This window comes from Acinetobacter sp. YH12049, assembly GCF_013419875.1.
In the GTDB taxonomy this organism is placed as follows: domain Bacteria; phylum Pseudomonadota; class Gammaproteobacteria; order Pseudomonadales; family Moraxellaceae; genus Acinetobacter; species Acinetobacter amyesii.
In genome coordinates this window covers 82,623-102,247 of the sequence record NZ_VOZH01000013.1, presented here as the reverse complement: position 1 = coordinate 102,247, position 19,625 = coordinate 82,623, and the positions used below count along the sequence as shown (strand labels likewise).

Annotated in this window: 23 protein-coding genes; 10 read left to right on the top strand and 13 right to left on the bottom strand. The window is 42.2% G+C overall.

All coding sequences use genetic code 11. From position 1 onward, the window contains the following. Positions 1-300: 300 nt before the first annotated feature. Positions 301-501, top strand: a complete 201-nt coding sequence (locus tag FTU05_RS07820; protein ID WP_180164847.1) for a hypothetical protein — start codon at positions 301-303, stop codon at positions 499-501. A 22-nt stretch (positions 502-523) separates the two neighbouring features. Here FTU05_RS07820 and FTU05_RS07815 read toward each other — a convergent pair whose 3' ends face one another. The 4 genes from FTU05_RS07815 to FTU05_RS07800 all read right to left on the bottom strand — a co-directional run bounded on the left by FTU05_RS07815 (position 524) and on the right by FTU05_RS07800 (position 4,115). Next, complete coding sequence (locus tag FTU05_RS07815) at positions 524-685, bottom strand: hypothetical protein (RefSeq protein ID WP_180010167.1); 162 nt, start codon at positions 683-685, stop codon at positions 524-526. A 67-nt stretch (positions 686-752) separates the two neighbouring features. Beyond that, positions 753-1,181 (bottom strand): hypothetical protein, encoded by a 429-nt coding sequence (locus FTU05_RS07810; RefSeq protein ID WP_180082394.1) that lies wholly within the window; start codon positions 1,179-1,181, stop codon positions 753-755. Between the two features lie 79 nt (positions 1,182-1,260). Continuing rightward, on the bottom strand, positions 1,261-3,558 hold the full coding sequence (gene ptsP / locus FTU05_RS07805; RefSeq protein ID WP_180005299.1) for a phosphoenolpyruvate--protein phosphotransferase: 2,298 nt from the start codon (positions 3,556-3,558) through the stop codon (positions 1,261-1,263). 77 nt (positions 3,559-3,635) lie between these two features. Beyond that, positions 3,636-4,115: an RNA pyrophosphohydrolase gene (locus tag FTU05_RS07800; RefSeq protein ID WP_180010168.1), complete on the bottom strand. Its 480-nt coding sequence runs from the start codon at positions 4,113-4,115 to the stop codon at positions 3,636-3,638. 181 nt (positions 4,116-4,296) lie between these two features. On the opposite strand from FTU05_RS07800, the gene FTU05_RS07795 reads away from it, so the two are divergent. The 3 genes from FTU05_RS07795 to FTU05_RS07785 all read left to right on the top strand — a co-directional run bounded on the left by FTU05_RS07795 (position 4,297) and on the right by FTU05_RS07785 (position 5,859). Continuing rightward, positions 4,297-4,953 carry an HAD family phosphatase gene (locus FTU05_RS07795; protein ID WP_078189728.1) on the top strand — a complete coding sequence of 219 codons (657 nt, stop codon included), beginning with the start codon at positions 4,297-4,299 and terminating at the stop codon, positions 4,951-4,953. A gap of 93 nt (positions 4,954-5,046) precedes the next feature. Then, entirely contained in the window at positions 5,047-5,520 is a 474-nt protein-coding gene (locus tag FTU05_RS07790; RefSeq protein WP_168377917.1) for a DUF2628 domain-containing protein, read from the top strand. A gap of 96 nt (positions 5,521-5,616) precedes the next feature. Continuing rightward, complete coding sequence (locus FTU05_RS07785) at positions 5,617-5,859, top strand: DUF2789 family protein (RefSeq protein WP_078189726.1); 243 nt, start codon at positions 5,617-5,619, stop codon at positions 5,857-5,859. Positions 5,860-6,054: 195 nt separating this feature from the next. Here the strand turns inward: FTU05_RS07785 and FTU05_RS07780 are convergent, their stop codons facing one another. Then, positions 6,055-6,918 (bottom strand): LysR family transcriptional regulator, encoded by an 864-nt coding sequence (locus FTU05_RS07780; protein ID WP_078189725.1) that lies wholly within the window; start codon positions 6,916-6,918, stop codon positions 6,055-6,057. A gap of 467 nt (positions 6,919-7,385) precedes the next feature. Here FTU05_RS07780 and FTU05_RS07775 point away from each other — a divergent pair, with 467 nt between their 5' ends. Next, positions 7,386-7,595 (top strand): hypothetical protein, encoded by a 210-nt coding sequence (locus FTU05_RS07775; protein WP_180005297.1) that lies wholly within the window; start codon positions 7,386-7,388, stop codon positions 7,593-7,595. Between the two features lie 129 nt (positions 7,596-7,724). Here the strand turns inward: FTU05_RS07775 and FTU05_RS07770 are convergent, their stop codons facing one another. Continuing rightward, positions 7,725-7,961, bottom strand: a complete 237-nt coding sequence (locus FTU05_RS07770) for a DUF2061 domain-containing protein (protein WP_078192757.1) — start codon at positions 7,959-7,961, stop codon at positions 7,725-7,727. A 356-nt stretch (positions 7,962-8,317) separates the two neighbouring features. On the opposite strand from FTU05_RS07770, the gene leuC reads away from it, so the two are divergent. The 4 genes from leuC (at position 8,318) to leuB (ending at position 12,235) form a co-directional block, all read left to right on the top strand. Beyond that, on the top strand, positions 8,318-9,766 hold the full coding sequence (leuC, locus tag FTU05_RS07765) for a 3-isopropylmalate dehydratase large subunit (protein WP_180010169.1): 1,449 nt from the start codon (positions 8,318-8,320) through the stop codon (positions 9,764-9,766). Between the two features lie 24 nt (positions 9,767-9,790). Beyond that, positions 9,791-10,441, top strand: a complete 651-nt coding sequence (gene leuD / locus FTU05_RS07760) for a 3-isopropylmalate dehydratase small subunit (protein ID WP_078189721.1) — start codon at positions 9,791-9,793, stop codon at positions 10,439-10,441. 109 nt (positions 10,442-10,550) lie between these two features. Further along, positions 10,551-11,114, top strand: coding sequence for a hypothetical protein (locus FTU05_RS07755; protein WP_078189720.1), 564 nt, complete (start codon positions 10,551-10,553; stop codon positions 11,112-11,114). 41 nt (positions 11,115-11,155) lie between these two features. Further along, positions 11,156-12,235 carry a 3-isopropylmalate dehydrogenase gene (gene leuB / locus FTU05_RS07750; protein WP_078189719.1) on the top strand — a complete coding sequence of 360 codons (1,080 nt, stop codon included), beginning with the start codon at positions 11,156-11,158 and terminating at the stop codon, positions 12,233-12,235. 74 nt (positions 12,236-12,309) lie between these two features. Here leuB and FTU05_RS07745 read toward each other — a convergent pair whose 3' ends face one another. The 3 genes from FTU05_RS07745 to infA all read right to left on the bottom strand — a co-directional run bounded on the left by FTU05_RS07745 (position 12,310) and on the right by infA (position 13,615). Then, the gene (locus FTU05_RS07745; RefSeq protein WP_306670321.1) at positions 12,310-12,756 is read right to left on the bottom strand and encodes a hypothetical protein; all 447 of its coding nucleotides are present in this window, start codon (positions 12,754-12,756) and stop codon (positions 12,310-12,312) included. A gap of 114 nt (positions 12,757-12,870) precedes the next feature. Next, the gene (locus tag FTU05_RS07740; protein ID WP_180164844.1) at positions 12,871-13,245 is read right to left on the bottom strand and encodes a hypothetical protein; all 375 of its coding nucleotides are present in this window, start codon (positions 13,243-13,245) and stop codon (positions 12,871-12,873) included. A gap of 148 nt (positions 13,246-13,393) precedes the next feature. Next, entirely contained in the window at positions 13,394-13,615 is a 222-nt protein-coding gene (gene infA / locus FTU05_RS07735; RefSeq protein ID WP_001284370.1) for a translation initiation factor IF-1, read from the bottom strand. Positions 13,616-13,846: 231 nt separating this feature from the next. Here infA and FTU05_RS07730 point away from each other — a divergent pair, with 231 nt between their 5' ends. Then, positions 13,847-14,854 carry an AraC family transcriptional regulator gene (locus tag FTU05_RS07730; RefSeq protein WP_078189717.1) on the top strand — a complete coding sequence of 336 codons (1,008 nt, stop codon included), beginning with the start codon at positions 13,847-13,849 and terminating at the stop codon, positions 14,852-14,854. A 129-nt stretch (positions 14,855-14,983) separates the two neighbouring features. Here the strand turns inward: FTU05_RS07730 and truA are convergent, their stop codons facing one another. From truA to FTU05_RS07710, 4 genes are all read right to left on the bottom strand, one after another. After that, positions 14,984-15,781, bottom strand: coding sequence for a tRNA pseudouridine(38-40) synthase TruA (gene truA / locus FTU05_RS07725; RefSeq protein WP_078189716.1), 798 nt, complete (start codon positions 15,779-15,781; stop codon positions 14,984-14,986). 16 nt (positions 15,782-15,797) lie between these two features. After that, positions 15,798-16,760, bottom strand: a complete 963-nt coding sequence (locus FTU05_RS07720; RefSeq protein ID WP_180164853.1) for an asparaginase domain-containing protein — start codon at positions 16,758-16,760, stop codon at positions 15,798-15,800. Between the two features lie 49 nt (positions 16,761-16,809). Further along, the gene (locus FTU05_RS07715) at positions 16,810-18,108 is read right to left on the bottom strand and encodes a fimbrial protein FimV (protein WP_180164841.1); all 1,299 of its coding nucleotides are present in this window, start codon (positions 18,106-18,108) and stop codon (positions 16,810-16,812) included. Between the two features lie 75 nt (positions 18,109-18,183). After that, a complete protein-coding gene (locus FTU05_RS07710) occupies positions 18,184-19,617 on the bottom strand; it encodes a hypothetical protein (protein WP_180164838.1) in 1,434 nt (477 codons plus the stop codon). Positions 19,618-19,625 lie beyond the last annotated feature (8 nt).

Sequence of the window (19,625 nt, the reverse complement as noted above, 5' to 3'; positions counted from 1 at the left end):
GCCATACTGGCAGGGCTTTCAATACTATTGAACACTCTTCAGTTGTTGTCAGAGTATTCGTCTGATGAGCTGAATGCGATTGCTCAGATCGCATTCAATTTATAAAAAATGTGTAGATACCTATGCTTAATGGGAGAGGGTTTTGGAGATGGGAATAATGTGGGAAAACAATTTTTTATGGACATGGGACTAACTACGCTGTATCAAAAAGCCATAGGAAAGTGCTTGAAAAAATCTAAAAATAGACCAATATATGCACTACAGTACGAGGGTGCTGTATAGGCAAAAAGGTGAATGCAAATGGCAAAGAAAAAAGTCCTGCCTGAAGTTGAAGTTCGCAACTTTGTGGCAAAACACATGAACGATTTTAACAAAAGCCAAACTTTTGTAGATCGAAAGAAAAATGCAAAACGCGGCTATGCAAAGCACAAAAAAGGGGGATATTCGAATGATTATCTCCCTTTTTATTTCAGTGTATGTTCTCAGTTTTTAGTCTACTAAATGATTCGGCTTCAACATCTGCTTAAACAAATTCCACATCATATTCCATACGTTTTGCTGTTTGCTTCGCAATCTCTAAGCCATGCAATTTGGCCACAATATAAAGCGATGCATGGATCCCCGAAGAAATCCCCGCGGCATCTAAGACTTCAACTTCGTTGAATAATAAGATACCAACGTTCATTTAGGTGGTTCCATGCAGGATTTAAAGCATTGGTTTTGAGTTGAAATATTGAACATTAAAACACCGCTTATTTTGAAAATAAGTCTTCAAACATTTTGTTGAATGTGGATTTTTGTTGTGGTCTAGACGCTGTGCTTTGATGTTTTACGGCGTTATTAGGTTGCTGAAGTACGTGTTCCACCTGACTAGTCAATTGCTCAAACCATGTTGCGTCGCTGTGCTGCGTCTGATTTAGCTGTTTGGCGCGCTGTGCAGCCAGCACCGATGGATCATTTTTACCTAAGCGGCGCTGCTGTGACGCAGTAATTTCTATACCGAGTAAGGGGGGAATACGAGAGCGGCTGACCGGAGCTTTGGATTTTGTTGGCTTGGTTGGGCGTATATTGACTTGTTGTGCTTGGGGCGGTCTAGGTCGAGTTGAGGATACTTTTTCAATCGGTGTATCGTGTTGCAGCTCTAACATTTTTTGTTTGAGTTGCGGATGGATCTTTGTCATATAAAAGGCAATTGCGACAAAAGCCAGAAAAAATAAAAAATCCATCATCACCTCATTTTATTATTTTACATGAGTGTTCTTAAGCACTCACGATTCGGGTTGCCGATTTCACCATATCACCAAGACCATGAGTCTTGAAGTAGTACTCCATCATGCTTTTCACCATCAGTGGATTATTCATGCTCAAAGCACGATCCAAGAGCTCTTTTGCATCTGGCATCGGCACATGGCAGATGGCTTTACGGACTTTGAGGATATTACTCGAACTCATCGATAGGGTATTAAAGCCCATCGCCATCAGTAAAATAGCTGTGAGTGGATCACCGGCCATTTCTCCACAAATACTAATCGGCTTGTCGTATTTATGACATTCTTGCACCAAGCGAGTCAGCGCACGAAGTACGGCTGGGTGTGAGTGTGAATAGACATTGGCAACCCGTGGGTTATTACGGTCAACCGCAAGTAAGTATTGGGTTAAATCGTTAGATCCGACCGAGAAGAAGTCAACCAATTCAGCAAACTCATCGATCTGTAACAGCACACTCGGCACTTCGACCATGATGCCGATTTTGGGTTTGGTAATTTTCACCTGTTCTTCTTCTTGCACCGCTTGCCAGTCACGATCGAGCAAATACAACGCTTCTTCGACTTCGCTGACACTGGTCACCATCGGCAGCAATATATGCAAGTTGTTCAGGCCAATACTGGCTTTGAGCATGGCACGAATTTGGGCTGAAAAAATCTCAGGATGATCGAGGGTAAAGCGAATTCCACGCCAACCCAGTGCTGAGTTTTCTTCTTCAATCGAGAAATAAGGCAGGTCTTTATCTGCACCAATATCGAGGGTACGCATCACCACTGGTTTATTGGCAAAATGACTGAGCTGTTGACGATAAATAGCGCGCTGTTCTTCTTCACCAGGGAAGCGATCACGCAGCATAAACGGAATTTCAGAACGGTATAGACCGACACCTTTGGCGCCACGTTGTACACCGCGAACCACATCGATCATCAAGCCAGTATTTACAAACAATCGAACTGCAACACCGTCAGGGGTGATGGCATCTTTGGTTTCGTATTGCTTCAGATCTTTAGCAATTTGCTCTTCTTCTTTTTGAATCTCTTTATAACGTGTGCGTAAACGACGAGGTGGATTGATGAATACACGACCTTGATGTGCATCGACAATCATTTCGACATCATCGAGGGTATTAATTGGTAGTTCAGTCACACCGACTACGGTTGGAATACCGAGGGCACGTGCCACAATCACCATGTGTGAGTTCATGGCACCTTCAGTGGTTACAATCGCCGCTATTTTATCGACAGGGAGTTCAACCAAGGCAGCCGTAGAAATTTCCTCACCAATTAAAATGCTTTCATCGGTGATTTCACGGTGACTGGCATCTGCTTCTTGCAAAAAGGCCAAGATACGACGCCCTAGATCTTTTAAGTCTGAAACACGTTCGCGGAGATAGTCATCTTCCATCTGTGCAAAGAGCGCAATATGTTTATCAATAACAATGCGTACCGAACCTTGTGCCCAGTTACCGTCACGAATTTCACTTTTGATTTCCGCGGGGAGGGCATTGGCATCGAGCATCCGCAAGAACACGCTAAATAATGCCCGCTCTTCGGCCATGAGGGCATCTTGCATCTTTTCATCGAGAGACAAAATTTCTTGACGAACTGCGTCTATGGCATTGTCGAGTAATTCGAGTTCTTCACTGATGTCATCGGCTTCACGATCGGGGACTGAAGCCAAATCAGCAGGTGGATACAGGATGACTGCACGACCTAGCGCAATACCGCCTGAACCTGAAATACCTTGGAAAGTTTTATAGGCAGGGAGGTTGTTTGGTTTACGAAAGACTTCAATATTCCCGACGGCATGTGCATGGGCAATCACCCCTGAAAGTTGAGCGCACAGGGTCACGAGGAAAGATTCGGCAGCTTCGCTAAAGTCTTGAGGCTCTTTGTTTTGAACCACCAAGACGCCCATAACTTTACGGCGATACATCACCGGAACACCGAGGAAGGAATTGTAAATTTCTTCCCCCGTTTCTGGCAGATACATAAAGCGTTCGTGTTTGGGTGCATTGTCTAAGTTGACGATTTCTTCACGTTGTCCAACTAAGCCGACCAAACCCTCACTGGTATGCAAAGAGACATGCCCAACGGCTTCAGGGTTTAAACCCTTAGAAGCCATTAGTAAATAACGATGATTTCGTTCATCAAGCAAGTAGATTGAGCAGACATCCACATGCATGGCTTCGGCCACTTGATTGACCATAATGTCTAAAGATTCATGCAAACTGGCCGACGCATTAATCTCTTGGACTATGCGTCTTAAGGTATCCAGTTGCATGTTCGACATCGTGTCTGCTCCAAAATTTATTCTGCTTTATTTATAACAACACTCATCCTAAAAATCTGCATCCATTCTGCAAATTTTTACGGTTTTTGCGGAAGCTGATTGCACAGCTCCACCATGGCTTTACGATATACATCGCGTTTAAAATTCACCACTTGACCCAAAGGGTACCAATAGCTGACCCATTGCCATTGATCAAACTCTGGTGGGTCTGACAAATCCAGCTGAATATGCTGTGCCGAAGCCGTCAGTTTTAATAAAAACCACTTTTGTTTTTGACCAATACAAACGGGGTCTGAATCCGTACGTATATACCGATGTGGCAAACGATAGCGCAACCACCCTTGGGTTTGTGCTATCACCTGGACGTGTTGGGGCAGTAAGCCAACTTCTTCTCTCAGCTCACGGTAAAGTGCCTGTTCGGGGGTTTCTCCATGTTGGATACCTCCTTGTGGAAATTGCCAGGCATTGTGACCAATGCGCTTTGCCCATAAAACTTGTCCAATGTCGTTTGCCAAAATGATCCCGACGTTGGGTCGGAAACCTTCTGAATCGATCATTTGGCTACCTAAATATTGTGTAATTTATGACTTTGCTCACGGGGACGTTTATTTCTGTGTCCATCTCGAAAAAGCAAAGTGTAAAAATGTTAAAATTGTTATGATCTTAACGAATTTCTATCGACTAGCGGAGATAGATTTACAATTTTTTTCTTAAATTTCAGCTTTTACGAGTATTTTCATGAAATTGGCACTGTTTGACCTTGATCACACCTTATTAAATACCGACTCAGACCATTCTTGGGGGGAGTTTTTGGTCAATGAAGGCTTGGTTGATCCAATTCATCATCGTGCCATGAATGATAAATTTTATGATGATTATAAAAAAGGCCAGCTTGACCCGATTGCTTATAATGAATTTGTATTTGAGTTTTTAACTCAACATGACAATGCCTACTTAACTGAGTTACATCAGTTGTTTATGAAAAAAGTCATTCGTGCGCAAATGCGTCCAGAGGGCTTTGCTGCCATTCAGCGCCATCAAGATGCAGGGCATCAATTGGTCGGGATCACCGCAACGTCTGATTTTATTACCGCACCGATTTTTCGTGAATTTGGTATTACTGAAATCATTGCGACCAATGCCGAAGTTGTGGATGGTAAATATACGGGTAAAGTGATTAATACTCCGTGCTACCAAAAGGGCAAATTAGTCCGTTTGAATCAATGGTTAGAAGGTCGTGATGTGACAGAATCTTGGGCCTATTCAGATTCGATTAATGACCGCTTCCTATTGGAATATGCCGATCATGCCTTTGCAATTAACCCAGATGACCGTTTAGAAGTCCTTGCAAAAGAACAAGGTTGGGACATTCAAGACTGGTCAATTCAAGCCTAAAAATAGATATGATAAAAAAGCATCATTAGATGCTTTTTTATTTGACGTCCTTTTGATTAAACTTCAGCTCACTAATTTGAACTATCGCTCTATATGCAGACAGAAGCTTCTTTTAAACATTTAATTCAAATCTTTATAGGGCCACGTGCTCAATCTTATTTAAAGTTCATAGAACAACAAGGTGGGCAGAACAGTGGCCTGAGTTGGGCGGGGTTAATTTTTGGGCCCTATTGGTTACTCTATCGGAAGATGTATCGCTATTTCTTCTTATTCTTTGCGGTTGGTTTTTTGATTAGTATGTTGGCACTCATCATCGGAGTGCCTGATCAAGTCTTGATGGGGCTAGCATTGATTCCTAACCTCATACTCGCTGGCATCGGAAAGCGGCTTTATAGCGATTTTGCGGTGCAAAAGACCAAAGCCTATATGCAGCAGCCGAAATATAGTGAGCAGGTGTTTGCTGAAGAAGGCGGAGTGAACTGGGGGCTGCCTTTGTTGTTGGTATTTATTCAATCGGTCGTGATGATTATGCTCAGTTTGCCTTTTATTCAATTTTCACCGCTATAGTATTCTGTAATTGAGTGCGTGTTCGTTCCGTGTTATATCCTTAAAACAGAATAATTTTGTATCCATAAACAATAAGTTTTAACACGGAGAATGACAATGAGTGTACGTCCACGCATGACTCATCTATTTGAACAACTGGGTTTAGATTCGAGTGAAGACGCGATTGCTTTATTTATCGTGACGCATCAACTCAGTGCCCAAACTAAAATTACCGAAGCAGACTATTGGACAGATGCTCAGCGTCAGTTCTTGGCCGAAAAAATTAAGTCAGATGGTGAATGGGCGATTATTGTCGATCAATTGAATGAATCATTACATGAAGATTCGTTGACGAAGTAAAACTGACGGGTCCGCCTTGGTATTTAATGGGATCGGCTGAAAAAGGTGATCCCATTTTTAATGCAAAAGAAATTTAAGCGATCATTCAACATATAGAAAATCATTTGCTTTTTCTAAATGCTCAAACAGATCACTAAAAAAAGCCACCATAGCGGTGGCTTGATTAATAATTGAATTTTGTAGGCAAAAAATGAATTAGATGTGTTTCATCAATTCAACCAGTTTTTGTGCAGCAAGTGATTGAGTACGGCCTGGATGCCATACCATCCCCAATTGACGATTCATGTTTGAAGGTAAATTCAATTGTTTTAAATCTTGGTTCAATAATGTTTTAGGAAGGACTGACCAACCGAGACCAATTGAAACCAACATGCGAATCGACTCAAGTGAGTTATTGCTCATGGTGACTTTTGGCTTCAGGCCATACTTTTCAAACTCAGCCAAAGTAATTTGACTGGTATAGGTTTGCGCCGCAGGTAAAAGACTTGGGTATTGGATCAAATCTTCTAAGGTTAAATGTTCAACTTGCGCCAAAGGATGGAAAGGCGCAACCACGAATACCAATGGATCATTCCATGTCGTGATGTATTTTAAACGGCTGTCACCTTGTGGCGGTAAAGTCAAAAAAGCCAACTCTAAGTCGCCAGCTAAAACTTGCTCATGGGCTTGTTCAGAATCAACAAAGTGTACATCTAAGGTCACTTCTGGAAACTGTTGTACATATTGACGCAAATGCGCCGGTAAATGGTGTAAGCCGATATGATGGCTGGTACCAATTTTCAGTTTACCTTGAACCTGACCTTGCTCATGGCTGAGCGTATGGTGAATATCACCCAATTCATTCAGCCAGCTTTTTACTTTTGGCAAGAGAGAGTTTGCCGCATGCGTCGCTTGAACACCACGACCCGCGGATTCAAAAAGTTTGACACCGAAGTATTCTTCTAAACTGTGAATACGCTTGGTCACAGCAGGTTGCGTAATGAAGAGCTGATCTGCTGCCAAAGAGATCGAACCAGTTTCCATGACTTTTACAAAGGCTTCAAAGGCTGCGAGATTCATCTTCATTCCTATAAAGAATTTTTATGCGTAGTCTCATTGTTATAATATTTTAAGAATAAATCAAAGGAAAAGTTGTATCTTTTGATTTAAAACTAGGCGTTCAAGCCAGATGACGCTTTAAATCTGAGGGGATTTTCAGGGTTCAATAGTGTTATTTGAGTACTTGGTCACTGCATGATTTAAGATTGGGCTGTGACATTTTCAGCTCAAATGCGCTGTTACAAAGTTATTTTTTAAACCGAAACCAGAGTTATGCATAATATAAAAAATACACGGCTGGAAAGTACGTCAACCGTTTAAATTAAAGAGGAGCGATGGCGTTTCTTTTTAACTCGGCATTGAACTAAAACAAAAAATGAACTCAAGTTTTGATGGCTTGGGGGACATACTTTCATTGAATAATTAAAGCAACAGGTACAGTCAAGGCGGCATCGATTAGCGATGGCGTACCTCACAGGGAGAAGGCGATGGATATTAAACACATTAAAAATTTATTGGATATTTTTGAAGGGACAGTCGAAAAGCGCTGTGCAATATATGAAATCGCAGATGACGAAGACGACGAAAACCGTGCAGCTGCCGAGTGTAATGCGGCAAAAAACAAACTGATTCTTGCGATAGAACAATTGATCGAGGCGCATGATCAGCTGGTCTTACAACAAAAACCCAAGCTTTGATGATCTGTCTACAATTGAATCTATAGGATGAAATGAATAGAAAGTTAAAGTGGATAGAGTAAAAGAACGTTTTAAGGTCATTAAAAAAACCACCGTGATGGTGGTTTTTTTACAAGGAGCAGGATTGGATTAAGCGGGGATATTTTCCTCTACAGCTTTATCTTTCTTTTCCCATGCTTTTTCGTGGAAGAAAAAGGCAACCGCTTGAACAGTTGGTTCAAGTAAACTTAAGGTAATGGCCATTGCAATACTGCCTGTCACGTAATAACCAACCAACATCGCAACCGTGATATGCATAATGTAATAGCTCAAGGTTTTTTTGAACATGCGCTGATTATTTTCGACGAACTTGTTAATGTGTGCCATGAGAATGCTCCTTGTTAAATTGATAAATCTTGGCAATGAGTTAATAATAATGATTCTTATTTGCAATGTAAAAGAGAAAATTCAATTTATGATCATTGAATTTCTAAATCACTGCTTAAAAATGGCAGAAAGTGATCAAAAAGTCGGAGAAAATTCTAAAGTTTCATCTGCTGAAAGTATTGAAGTGAGCGTGTTTTGAACGCATCAATGGTGATTAAAATGCAGCGGAAATCAGCAGTTAAATATCATTCCTATAAGTTTTTAAACTAATAAAAATGATAAATTAGATTTATGTGAATACGTGGTTATAATCGATTTAACGAAAGAATTTACCCAGTCCAGTGGAGCAAATCGACATGGCAGGCGAAACCCAAAAAGCGGAAACCCAAATAAAAAAAACCTTGTATGACAAATTGTGGGATGACCATCTAGTAAAACAACGAGATGATGGCTCTTCATTATTGTATATCGACCGTCATTTATTGCATGAAGTGACTTCTCCACAAGCCTTTGAAGGGCTACAACTTGCAGGTCGTAAACCATGGCGTTTAAGCGCTAACGTGGCAACGCCAGACCATAACGTACCTACGTCTACTAAGGAGCGTGCTGAAGGTATTGCGGGTATTGAAGATGATACCTCACGTATCCAAGTGCAAACTTTAGATGACAACTGTAAAACTTTTGATGTTGCCCAGTTTGACATCAACGATGTACGCCAAGGGATCGCGCACGTGGTGGGGCCTGAACAAGGTTTAACCTTGCCCGGTATGACCGTGGTATGTGGTGACTCACATACTGCAACGCATGGTGCATTTGGTTGCTTGGCTCATGGTATCGGCACATCGGAAGTTGAACACGTATTGGCGACTCAATGCTTAGTTCAAAAGAAAATGAAGAATATGTTGGTGCGTGTTGATGGTCAATTGGGTCAAGGCGTAACTCCTAAAGACGTGGTTTTAGCGATTATCGGAAAAATCGGTACGGCGGGTGGTACAGGTCACGCGATTGAATTTGGTGGTCAAGTGTTCCGTGATATGTCGATCGAAGGTCGTATGACGGTATGTAACATGGCGATCGAAGGTGGCGCGCGCGTGGGTATGGTGGCTGTCGATGACAAAACCATTGCCTATGTGAAAGACCGTCCGTATGCACCGAAGGGCGAACAGTGGGACGCTGCAGTAGAGTATTGGAATACTTTAGTGTCTGATGAAGGTGCGCATTTTGATACTGTTGTGGTATTGCAAGGTGAAGATATTGAGCCACAAGTGTCTTGGGGGACTTCTCCTGAGATGGTGATTCCTGTATCTCAAGCAGTGCCAACTTTAGAACAAGCCAAAGATGACGTACAGCGTAATGACTGGACACGTGCATACAACTATATGGGCTTAGAAGCGGGTCAAGCTTTGGCAGATATCCAATTAGACCGTGTATTCATTGGTTCATGTACCAACTCACGCATCGAAGATATTCGTGCAGCGGCTGAAGTGGCCAAAGGCAAAAAAGTGGCGGCATCGATTAAACAAGCCATGGTGGTTCCGGGTTCAGGTTTAGTTAAAGCACAAGCAGAAGCAGAAGGCTTAGATAAAATCTTAATTGAAGCAGGCTTTGAATGGCGTGAGCCGGGTTGCTCAATGTGTTTGGCAATGAATGCTGACAAGTTGCAACCGGGTGAGCACTGTGCATCAACGTCTAACCGTAACTTCGAAGGTCGTCAAGGTAATGGTGGTCGTACGCATTTGGTGAGTCCAGCAATGGCAGCAGCTGCGGCAATTGCAGGTCACTTCGTTGACGTTCGTACCTTCTAATCAGGGCTAATAGGAGCAAATCGCATGAAAAAATATACCGTTGAACAAGGTATCGTTGCACCATTAGACCGTGCCAATGTTGATACAGATTTAATTATTCCAAAACAGTTTTTGAAATCTATTAAGCGTACAGGCTTCGGAGCCAACTTATTTGATGAGTTGCGCTATTTGGATGAAGGCTATTTAGGTCAGGACATTTCAAAACGTCCGATTAACCCCGATTTCGAATTGAACAAACCGCGTTATCAAGGTGCGTCGATTTTGATCTCTCGTGCAAACTTTGGTTGTGGTTCGAGCCGTGAGCATGCGCCTTGGGCATTAGAAGAATATGGTTTCCGTACTGTCATTGCACCAAGCTATGCGGATATTTTCTTTAATAACAGCTTTAAAAATGGCATGTTGCCAGTGATCTTGTCTGAAGAGATCGTAGATCAGTTATTTAAAGAATGTGCTGCATCTGAAGGCTATCAATTAACCATTGATTTGGCTGCGCAAGAAGTACGTACACCGAGTGGTGAAGCATTTACATTTGAAGTCGATCCATTCCGTAAACACTGCCTATTGAATGGCTTGGATGATATCGGTTTAACCTTACAAGCAGCCGATGATATTCGCGCTTATGAAGAAAAAACCAAAGCATCTCGCCCTTGGGTATTTGCAGAAATTAAAGCTTAAGTCAGTGTCACTGTAGAACTTCTTAGTAGTCAGTCGGCTTAAGTCTTGCTAATATCAGGCGAAACAAAATTTATACGTTAGCCAGAATTGAACAGGTTGGGTTCGAAAAATGAAAAAGTTCTTCGGTCAGCTGGTTGTAACGGGAGCGCTGTTCGCAACGCTCTCTGCCTGTCAAAGCTTTGACACGGCACGCATTAAAAATGTGAAAGAAACTGAAAGTACAAAAAATAATGCTCTGATTTACTGTGCAGGTACAGCGCATTGTGAATTTGAGCGTTTTGATCAAATACAGGTGGTTGATCCAAATAATCAACATGTACAACGTGCTGCGATTAAAGCAGGCATTGTACGGTTGAATGGTCGTTCATTGTCTGAGCCTAATCCTTTGTATTTGTCTGTACCTTCAGGTCAGCATGAAGTCGTGATTCGCTATTATCCAATTTCTCAGGAAAAAGCAGAGCGCTTGCATGTCATTCACAACTTTAGGTCCAAACACGAGTACACCTTTAAAATGTACCGTGAGCGTTCAAAAAACAGAGGCAGTTTACTGGATAAATCTGCGCCTGATCCGCTCTGTGTAGACTTAAAGCAAGGTGCAAAAACAATTCGACGTTTCTGCCGACCCTACAATGTCCTCACAGGACTTGGTGAGTTTGTAGAAAAGAAACTTTAAATCTGACTGGTAATCAAGCCAGCGTATAAATGGAAAGACTCATGTCAAAACATATTTTGATTTTACCAGGTGATGGTATTGGTCCTGAAATCGTGAAAGCGGCTGAACAAGTGCTGACACGTGTAAACGAGAAATTCAACTTAGGTTTGACTTGGGAACAAGGTCTTTTAGGTGGTGCAGCGATCGATGCGCACGGTTCACCATATCCAGACGTAACAGCAGCACAAGCGAAGACTGCTGATGCGATTTTATTGGGTGCAGTGGGTGGTCCTAAGTGGGATACCATTGAGCGTTCAATTCGTCCAGAACGTGGCCTATTAAAAATTCGTTCAGAATTAAATTTATTTGCTAATTTACGTCCAGCCATTCTTTATCCGCAGCTTGCAGATGCGTCGAGCTTAAAACCTGAAATCGTAGCAGGTCTGGATATCTTGATCGTACGTGAGTTAACTGGCGGGATCTATTTCGGTCAACCACGTGGTATTCGTGAACTCGAAAACGGCGAAAAACAAGGTTTCAATACTGACGTATATGCTGAATCTGAAATCAAGCGTATTGCCAAAGTTGCTTTTGAAATGGCGAACTTACGTGGTGGTAAAGTGTGTTCAGTGGATAAAGCCAACGTGCTAGAAGTGACTGAGCTTTGGAAACAAACCGTAACTGCGTTAAAAGAAGAGCAGTATCCTGAAATTAACTTGTCTCATATGTACGTTGACAATGCTGCCATGCAATTGGTCCGTGCGCCAAAACAGTTTGATGTAATCGTGACAGGTAACTTGTTCGGCGATATCTTGTCTGATGAAGCGGCGATGTTAACCGGTTCTATCGGCATGCTGCCATCGGCTTCTTTAGATGAAAATGGTAAAGGTATGTATGAACCTTGCCACGGTTCAGCACCAGACATCGCAGGTCAAAACATTGCGAACCCATTAGCAACAATTCTGTCTGTTGCTATGATGCTACGTTATACCTTCCGTGAAGAAGCGGCGGCAAAAGCAATTGAAGATGCTGTAGGTAATGTCTTAGATCAAGGCTTACGTACAGGTGACATCATGTCAGAAGGCAGTACTCAAGTCGGTACTGTTGAAATGGGTCAAGCTGTAGTTTCTGCATTGAACTAATGGCGAATCAAAAAACGCAGCGTTTATGCTGCGTTTTTTTATGCCTACAAATTATCAATCCTAGAATTGATGCGCTAACAGGTGCGACCAGTTAATCGGACATCAGTTGCAATATTATGCTTTATGCGAAATTGAATAAGGCAGTTTAACTCAACCTCATAGCGTGTATTTCCACTGGGAATCGGCACAGCAGCGCCGCTGCCCATGCCCATCGCAGGATTTTCCGCCATCGGTAAAGGAATACTGATCGGGCGTGCGACACGATAACGAAGGTAGTCTGAACTGACCTCTACGGGAGAGGTTCTTTGATAGCCGAGTTTGCTGAGATTAAGTTCTGCTTGAATCGTTTGGCTCGATTGACCAATAAATGAGGCTAAATAGCGTTCACGTTCAACGGAGGATATCGTTGATGTCGTGGTACAACCAGCCAACCATACAATGCTTAGAACGCATCCCATGCTCAATATTGGGCGAATAAAACGCTGATCTTTGTAAACCTGATGTTCTAAAGTAAATTCCATGGGTCAGTTCCTCACGAAATAAATTCAGTTTAGTCAGATCGGTCTGTATAACACTGTAGTCATTTGATACACGGTCAGCTGAGCAAGATTAGCCTCTAGGATTCTCATGCAGGATCAACAAGCTCTGCCAACATAGTCAATGGATTCAACTATTTGATTGCGTAATTTGAACTCGATTTTACATTCCATATCGACAGTGACACCACCTTTAGACGGCGTTGGGATAGGGGCGCCCATGGCTATACTGGTGCCGATATTTGGTGTACCAATCGGGATTGGCATCGAGCGTAAAATGGTATAGCTGAGTTTTTCATTGCTTTGTACGGGTGCTCCCATCACTTTATAGCCCAATTGACTCAAGTTGAGCTCTTTACGAACTTGATCAGCTGGCTGTTCAATATAGTGTTGTAGGGATTGATTGAGTTGCTTTTGGCCTGTCGTGGCGCAAGCAACACAAAAGATAGCACCGACTAATCCTAGATGTTTCATATGATTTTATGTCCTTATATTTTGAATTTTATAATCGAATTTTTATGTTTTTAGACTGTAAAGCAAATTTGCAGTCAATTTTTATCATTGTATTGAAATAAATACAAAAAAAGCCACTGATAAAGTGGCTTTTTCGCTTCGCTAAAACTTAGCGCGCACGGTAAGTGATACGACCCTTAGTCAAATCATAAGGTGTCATTTCTACTTTAACACTGTCGCCAGTCAAAATACGGATATAGTGTTTACGCATTTTGCCAGAGATGTGAGCAATCACTTCATGACCGTTTTCTAAACGTACACGGAACATAGTATTAGGAAGCGTCTCGGTGACAACGCCTTCGAACTCGATGAGTTCCTCTTTATTGGCCATAGCCTACCTGAATGAATAAATTAGCAAGGCGCAAATTATAGTCAATTTTTTTTCAGAATACAAGCCGTAAAAGGCTTTGAACTGATCGACTGTCAGTAAAATAAGCGAACAATTCAGTTAAATATTTTCAACAAAAAATGTGTAGTAACAGTTGTCAGTTTGGTCAATCACAGTTAATCTAAAATCAATCTTTTTAAGTATAAATGAAGTACATACAAGGAAGGTTCTGGAGTGGGTCAGCTAACTGATGCATCTGTTGTGTTGCGTTTAGGGTATCAAGCGATTCGTCGTGCCGGATTGCCAACAGAAGAAATTTTAACAAAAGCGGGTGTAGCATTAAATCAGGTTGAAACCAATGACCGTACCCCATTGAATGCGCAATTTGCGTTCTGGGTGGCTGCAGAAGAAGTCAGTAAGGATCCTGATATTGGTTTGCATCTGGGTGAGCATTTGCCTTTATATCGAGGGCAGGTGATTGAACACTTATTCATTTCATCTGAGAATTTCGGTGAAGGTTTAAAGCGGGCTTTGGCGTATCAACGCCTCATTAGCGATGCCTTTCATGCGCAATTGGTGATTGAAGATGACCGCTGCTATTTGACCAATGGTCATCAGCCTTGGGCAGAAAATATCGTGAATCGTCATTTTTCTGAATGCGCGATGTCGGGTGTTTTGCGTTTCTTTAAGTTTATTACTGAAGGGCGTTTTCAGCCAATTTATATCGACTTTAACTTTAGTCAGGGCGCGCCAGATGATGAGTATTTCCGTGTCTATGAATGCCCTGTGAGTTTAGGGCAGAAAGAAACCCGATTATATTTTGATCCGGCTATTTTAGAGTATCAATTGTGGCAGGCAGAACCTGAGTTATTACAATTGCATGAGCAGTTAGCGATTGAAAAACTTCAGGAGTTGGCGCGTTATGATTTGGTTGGTGAAGTTCGCCGTGCTATTGGTTCAACGCTTGAAAGTGGTGAAACCACACTCGAAACGGTCGCTGCACAGCTCAACATTACCCCACGTCGTTTACGGACTCAGTTGTCAGAAGCCAATACCAGTTTTCAGCAAATTTTGTCAGACTATCGCTGTCGTTTAGCTAAAAAATTATTAGCCAATACCAATGAAAGTGTGGAGCGCATTGTGTACTTAACGGGTTTTTCTGAGCCAAGTACGTTCTATCGCGCATTTAAACGCTGGACCAATGAAACGCCCGTGGAATACCGTAAGCGAAAGCAGCGTTAAGGTTGATCTTCGATAAAATCCTTCCCTAAACAGAATCCCCCTTTTTCAAAGAGGGATTTTCATCTTTAGAATCTGGCAATGGCGGAAATGAAACACCCTCTCTGTGAAAGTGAGGTTGGGAGGGATTGTTTATTCAGGCATATTTAGCCAATGTGGTCCTAACGGAACTTGAGGAAGTTCAAACTGAGCTGGATAGTCTGCATGGATAAAATATAGTCCATCGGGTGGTGCGGTGACACCTGCTGCTTTTCGGTCTTCAGCAGCAAAAATATCGTCAATATGGTCAACGTCATACATACCTTGCCCAATTTCCAACAAACAGCCCATGATGTTACGCACCATGTGATGTAAAAAACCATCGGCCTGAATATCTAGGACCAAGTAGCATCCGTGTTGGATCAGACGGCAATGGCTGACATGACGAACTGGCTGATTGGACTGACAGGCTGCGGCACGGAAGCTTTCGAAATTATGAGTGCCTTCAAATTTGGCCGCGGCACGTTGCATTTTCAGCACATCTAGCTTGGCATAAACATGGGTCACTTGCTTATGTAATAAAGCTGGACGTTGTGGATTGTTATAGACCACATAGCGATAACGACGTGCTTGCGCTTTAAAGCGGGCATGGAAGTCCTGATCCATTTCCTTAATCCATTGGATGGAAATATCACGGGGTAATTGGCTATTGCTGCCCATTAACCATCCACGAATGGGACGAATCGCCTGAGTATCGAAATGTGCCACCATATTGGTTGCATGGACGCCGGCATCTGTTCGGCCAGCGCCGTGCAACATGATTGGCTCATTGGCCACTTTGCTGAGGACGGTTTCAATGGTTTCTTGCACGCTTGGTACGCCCGGTTGCTGAGTTTGCCAGCCCTTGTATTGCATGCCACAAAACTCAATCCCAATCGCAAAACGTTGCATAGTTACCTCAAATGACTTAATCGTTCCAATGCGCAGTCCAGTCTGCGGCACTGCCGTATTGTAAATACATTTTCAAACATTTAGCATAAAGATCTGCATGACCCAAACAATTACTCAGTAATATTCCACTATCTTTGACCCAGTCACTCACAGCATAGCGCTGATCTATACCGCCATGAACAACCTGTGTACTTAAAATAATTTGGCAATTTTTTTGTTGTATAGCCTTCAATACATTGAGTAATTCAGCATCAACGGCAATGTTGCCTGTGCCAAAACCTTGCAGAATTAAAACATCTGGCGTGTGTGAAAGCAGGGCCGCTAAATTTTGACTGTGTAGCTTGGTTGCAATCGGTTGCCACATCCAATTCAGGCAATTGAAATGAGCTGCTTTGTCTAAATCATTGGCTTGAACAATATACGGCGATGTCAGCATTGAAATTGGCTGTGTGGCTGGCAGCCCATCAAAGGCTTTCAGATCGGTTGTATGTACTTTTAATGCGGATTGAGCATGCATCAGTTGATGATGAAAGGCCAAATAAACCCCAACACTCGATTGATGTACCGATTCCAATGCAAAATTTAAATTGTCGATGGCATCGGTAAATTCACGGGTGTTGTCACCAGCCACATTAAACAGCGGATATTGGCTGCCTGTAAGCACGATATGAGCAGACTGTCCTATAAAGTGTGCAAGTACTGCGCTGGCATAGCTAAGCGTGTCTGTGCCATGAATAATTACGAAATGCTGAAATTGTTGTAATTGTAAACTTTGAATTTGTTGGATCAGTGCCAGCCAGTCGGGTGCAGTACAAGCACTACTGTCACGAATGACAGGTGCAACAAAACATTCAATGTTTAGGTGTAGTGGCAGCACATGCTGTAATTTAGGTAAAAACGCATTCGCTGGCATGGGGCTTAACGGTTCACCGATACAACCGAAGGTACCACCCATATAAATAAGAGCAATTTTTTTCATCATAAAAAAAGCAGCCTTGAAAGACTGCTTTAGTTTAAATCGCTTTTGCTTAAGATGCGATTTGATTCAGTAACTGATCTGCTTGTTGACGTTGAGCTGAAGAAAACTCAGCTTCTTTTTCAGTCAAAATTTCACGTGCAGCGTCATAAGCACCCAGTTTGATGTATTGCGCTGCCAACTCAAGATTCAATTCAATTTCATTGACTTCAACCAGTTCGGGGAAAGATTGAACCAATGGATCGTTTTGGTCTGTAGCAGATGGGGTTGAAGGTGTGGCTAAACCGCTAATGTCAAAACTCACACCACTTGAAGAAGGTGCGGCAGGTTTCTCTTCAGGCGTAGACTCTAAGTTAAACTCTGTTGCAGGAGCGACAACGGCTTCTTCTGTTTTTGCTGTTTCAAAAGCACCTAAGTCAAAGTTTAAGGCTGGAGCTTCAACTTTGTTTTCTTCTACAACCGGTGTTTTTGTTGTAAATGAAAAATCTAAAGGCTCGATTTTTTCTTCTACAGTTTCTGTTTTGGTTTCGACAGCAGCTTCTGTACTTGGGGCAAAATCAATTGGTTTGATTTCTTCAACAGCAGGAGATGGCTGAGCAATCTCTTCGGTTTTCAGTGTTGCTTCAAGTGCAGGTTCTGGTGAAATTGAAAGCGTGTCAAATTCAAGCGGCTGTATTTTTTCAGCAGGCGCACTTTCAACTGGGGTAGAAATGTCTGCTTTTGCAGGCGTTTCAGTGGTGAAATTAAAATCTAGTGGTTTAATTTCGGCTGCTTTGGGCTCAACAGGTGCAGCAGTTGAACTTTGCATTAAAGCATCAAAATCAGAGGTATTTTGGGCTTTTGAGGGAGCCTCTTCAGTGATCGGTGATACAAAGTTAATGGCATCATCTTTCACATTTTGAGAATTTTCAAACTCTACTTTTTTTGCTTCAGCTTGTTCTAAAATTTCATCGAGTTCAAGTGAACGAATATGGCTCAGCAATTGGCTGATGGCAAATTCGTCTTTTTGTAAAATGTGAATATCTAATAGATATAGGTATAACTCATGTTGTGAGTTGTCACGTTTTAACGATTGATTGATTTGCGCTTCAGCAGAAAAGAAATTACGTTCTGCAATTAATTTTTCAATTTTGCCACGAGCTTCTGTCGTTAATGGTGTCATTGATTTTTTTTCAATGACACTGTTTTCAACCACTTGAGTTTTCTTCGGAGTCGCTTTAGCTGAAACACCCGTTTTCTTGGTTTTAGTGGATGTTGGTTTGGCTTTATCTGATTCTTGATCTTTTTGGCGTTTGTTTAAAAAAACCAATACGATCACTAAGATCACTAATGGAATCACATAAATCAGCATGTTTTAACCCCTTGGAGATAGAGCGATATAAAGTTGCACTCATCTCTATAAAATCTTGATTGGTAACGTTTTAGTTTATTGGCTTCTTTTATCTGCTTGTTGAGCTTTCAACTGTTGTTGCAGTTGAGCAAGACGAGCATTTAATAATTGAATTCTGTGATCCTTTTGATTTAGCGCCAATTCTAATTGAGTTACGTTTCTCTGTAATTTAACGGTTTTTTCACGAGATGTCATAACTTTTAATGACAACTCTTTCGAAGTTTTATTCTTTTCTGCTGCACTGTTGGCAGAAGATTGTGTCGAATCTTGCGCTTTCTCTGCCACCAGACTCATTTCAGCTTGATTCAGGCGGTATTTGGTTTTGCCTGACTGCTTCGAAGGCACTTTGGCAAGTTCTGCAGCAGAGACTTTTACAGGCTGTTTTGCTTGCTGCATACCATGCAGATTTAAGGCCGCACCACGGCGCAGACGGTTTACATCGCCTTGAATGAATGCATGTTCGTTGCTGTTTTTAATCTGTTGCATGACTTCAGAAACAGGGCGGTTTTGTTCTGTCGCAATACGTGAGGCAATCCCCCAAAGGCTTTCATTCGAGCGAACCACATATTTTGCCGCTGGTGTTGCTGTCGATGCTGCTGCAGTACTTGTTGGTTTTGGTGTAGATGCTTTTTGAGCTGTCGTTGTTGGATTTTCACGTTTTTGTGCTGCCTGCTCCGCAGCAAATTTTTGTGCCAATGGGTCTTGAGATCTTGCAGTTGATGCTGTTGCAGTTTGTGTGGCTTGCATTTCTGAACTGACAGAGCCGGTCGAATTGGTTTTTGTAACTTGCGAAATTGATGTTTCAGAACCTGATGAAGTACTTGCGCTATTTTGCTCCGCAGGTGCGACGCTATAATTTTGCACATGCGTGACAAGTTCAATCGCAACAGGCGTTGACGTTGCTAATTGTGCTAACTTTGGCGGTGCTTTGGTGCTGAGTAATAAGGGTTGTTCTGCAGCTACAGGTGCTTTTGCGGTGTAGAGGGTGCTAACAGGTAAATTTAAGGCAATTTCTTTTTCATTTACGATCACGACAGGTGCTAAAGCACGCTCATTGGCACGGGTTTGAGTCGCATTCGACGGCGCTGGATTGCGTTTTAATGGTGTGCGAATTTGTTGCAGGCGTGAAGCATTACCTTCTTTAATATTGACAATAAAATTAAGCTCAGCATCGGTCACTGGACGCGAAGAGGTAATGGTAATTACCCCATTGCCCGCACCATCACGACGCGTGAAGAAGTTTAAATGCCCCGGTGGTTGATGCCCTGTACCCATACTCAATAAATCCTCTGCCGTGGCTAAACTTGCATTGAGCGGCACAGATGTATTTGAGTGGCGAAAATGAATCTCAGCGTACAGCAATTCCCCGGGTGCTGACTGGACTTGTACAGGATCAATGCTGATCGCTTGAATGTTTTGAGATGCAATAACGGCTAAAATGGCGATCTTTAATTTGTTATATACGGTCATCTTAATCT

Excerpts from the sequence above, each read along its gene's own strand:
- FTU05_RS07820 (WP_180164847.1), top strand. The coding sequence starts at position 301 with ATGGCAAAGAAAAAAGTCCTGCCTGAAGTTGAAGTTCGCAACTTTGTG.
- FTU05_RS07815 (WP_180010167.1), bottom strand. The coding sequence starts at position 685 with ATGAACGTTGGTATCTTATTATTCAACGAAGTTGAAGTCTTAGATGCC.
- FTU05_RS07810 (WP_180082394.1), bottom strand. The coding sequence starts at position 1,181 with ATGACAAAGATCCATCCGCAACTCAAACAAAAAATGTTAGAGCTGCAA.
- ptsP (WP_180005299.1), bottom strand. The coding sequence starts at position 3,558 with ATGTCGAACATGCAACTGGATACCTTAAGACGCATAGTCCAAGAGATT.
- FTU05_RS07800 (WP_180010168.1), bottom strand. The coding sequence starts at position 4,115 with ATGATCGATTCAGAAGGTTTCCGACCCAACGTCGGGATCATTTTGGCA.
- FTU05_RS07795 (WP_078189728.1), top strand. The coding sequence starts at position 4,297 with ATGAAATTGGCACTGTTTGACCTTGATCACACCTTATTAAATACCGAC.
- FTU05_RS07790 (WP_168377917.1), top strand. The coding sequence starts at position 5,047 with ATGCAGACAGAAGCTTCTTTTAAACATTTAATTCAAATCTTTATAGGG.
- FTU05_RS07785 (WP_078189726.1), top strand. The coding sequence starts at position 5,617 with ATGAGTGTACGTCCACGCATGACTCATCTATTTGAACAACTGGGTTTA.
- FTU05_RS07780 (WP_078189725.1), bottom strand. The coding sequence starts at position 6,918 with ATGAATCTCGCAGCCTTTGAAGCCTTTGTAAAAGTCATGGAAACTGGT.
- FTU05_RS07775 (WP_180005297.1), top strand. The coding sequence starts at position 7,386 with ATGGATATTAAACACATTAAAAATTTATTGGATATTTTTGAAGGGACA.
- FTU05_RS07770 (WP_078192757.1), bottom strand. The coding sequence starts at position 7,961 with ATGGCACACATTAACAAGTTCGTCGAAAATAATCAGCGCATGTTCAAA.
- leuC (WP_180010169.1), top strand. The coding sequence starts at position 8,318 with ATGGCAGGCGAAACCCAAAAAGCGGAAACCCAAATAAAAAAAACCTTG.
- leuD (WP_078189721.1), top strand. The coding sequence starts at position 9,791 with ATGAAAAAATATACCGTTGAACAAGGTATCGTTGCACCATTAGACCGT.
- FTU05_RS07755 (WP_078189720.1), top strand. The coding sequence starts at position 10,551 with ATGAAAAAGTTCTTCGGTCAGCTGGTTGTAACGGGAGCGCTGTTCGCA.
- leuB (WP_078189719.1), top strand. The coding sequence starts at position 11,156 with ATGTCAAAACATATTTTGATTTTACCAGGTGATGGTATTGGTCCTGAA.
- FTU05_RS07745 (WP_306670321.1), bottom strand. The coding sequence starts at position 12,756 with ATGGAATTTACTTTAGAACATCAGGTTTACAAAGATCAGCGTTTTATT.
- FTU05_RS07740 (WP_180164844.1), bottom strand. The coding sequence starts at position 13,245 with ATGAAACATCTAGGATTAGTCGGTGCTATCTTTTGTGTTGCTTGCGCC.
- infA (WP_001284370.1), bottom strand. The coding sequence starts at position 13,615 with ATGGCCAATAAAGAGGAACTCATCGAGTTCGAAGGCGTTGTCACCGAG.
- truA (WP_078189716.1), bottom strand. The coding sequence starts at position 15,781 with ATGCAACGTTTTGCGATTGGGATTGAGTTTTGTGGCATGCAATACAAG.
- FTU05_RS07720 (WP_180164853.1), bottom strand. The coding sequence starts at position 16,760 with ATGAAAAAAATTGCTCTTATTTATATGGGTGGTACCTTCGGTTGTATC.
- FTU05_RS07715 (WP_180164841.1), bottom strand. The coding sequence starts at position 18,108 with ATGCTGATTTATGTGATTCCATTAGTGATCTTAGTGATCGTATTGGTT.
- FTU05_RS07710 (WP_180164838.1), bottom strand. The coding sequence starts at position 19,617 with ATGACCGTATATAACAAATTAAAGATCGCCATTTTAGCCGTTATTGCA.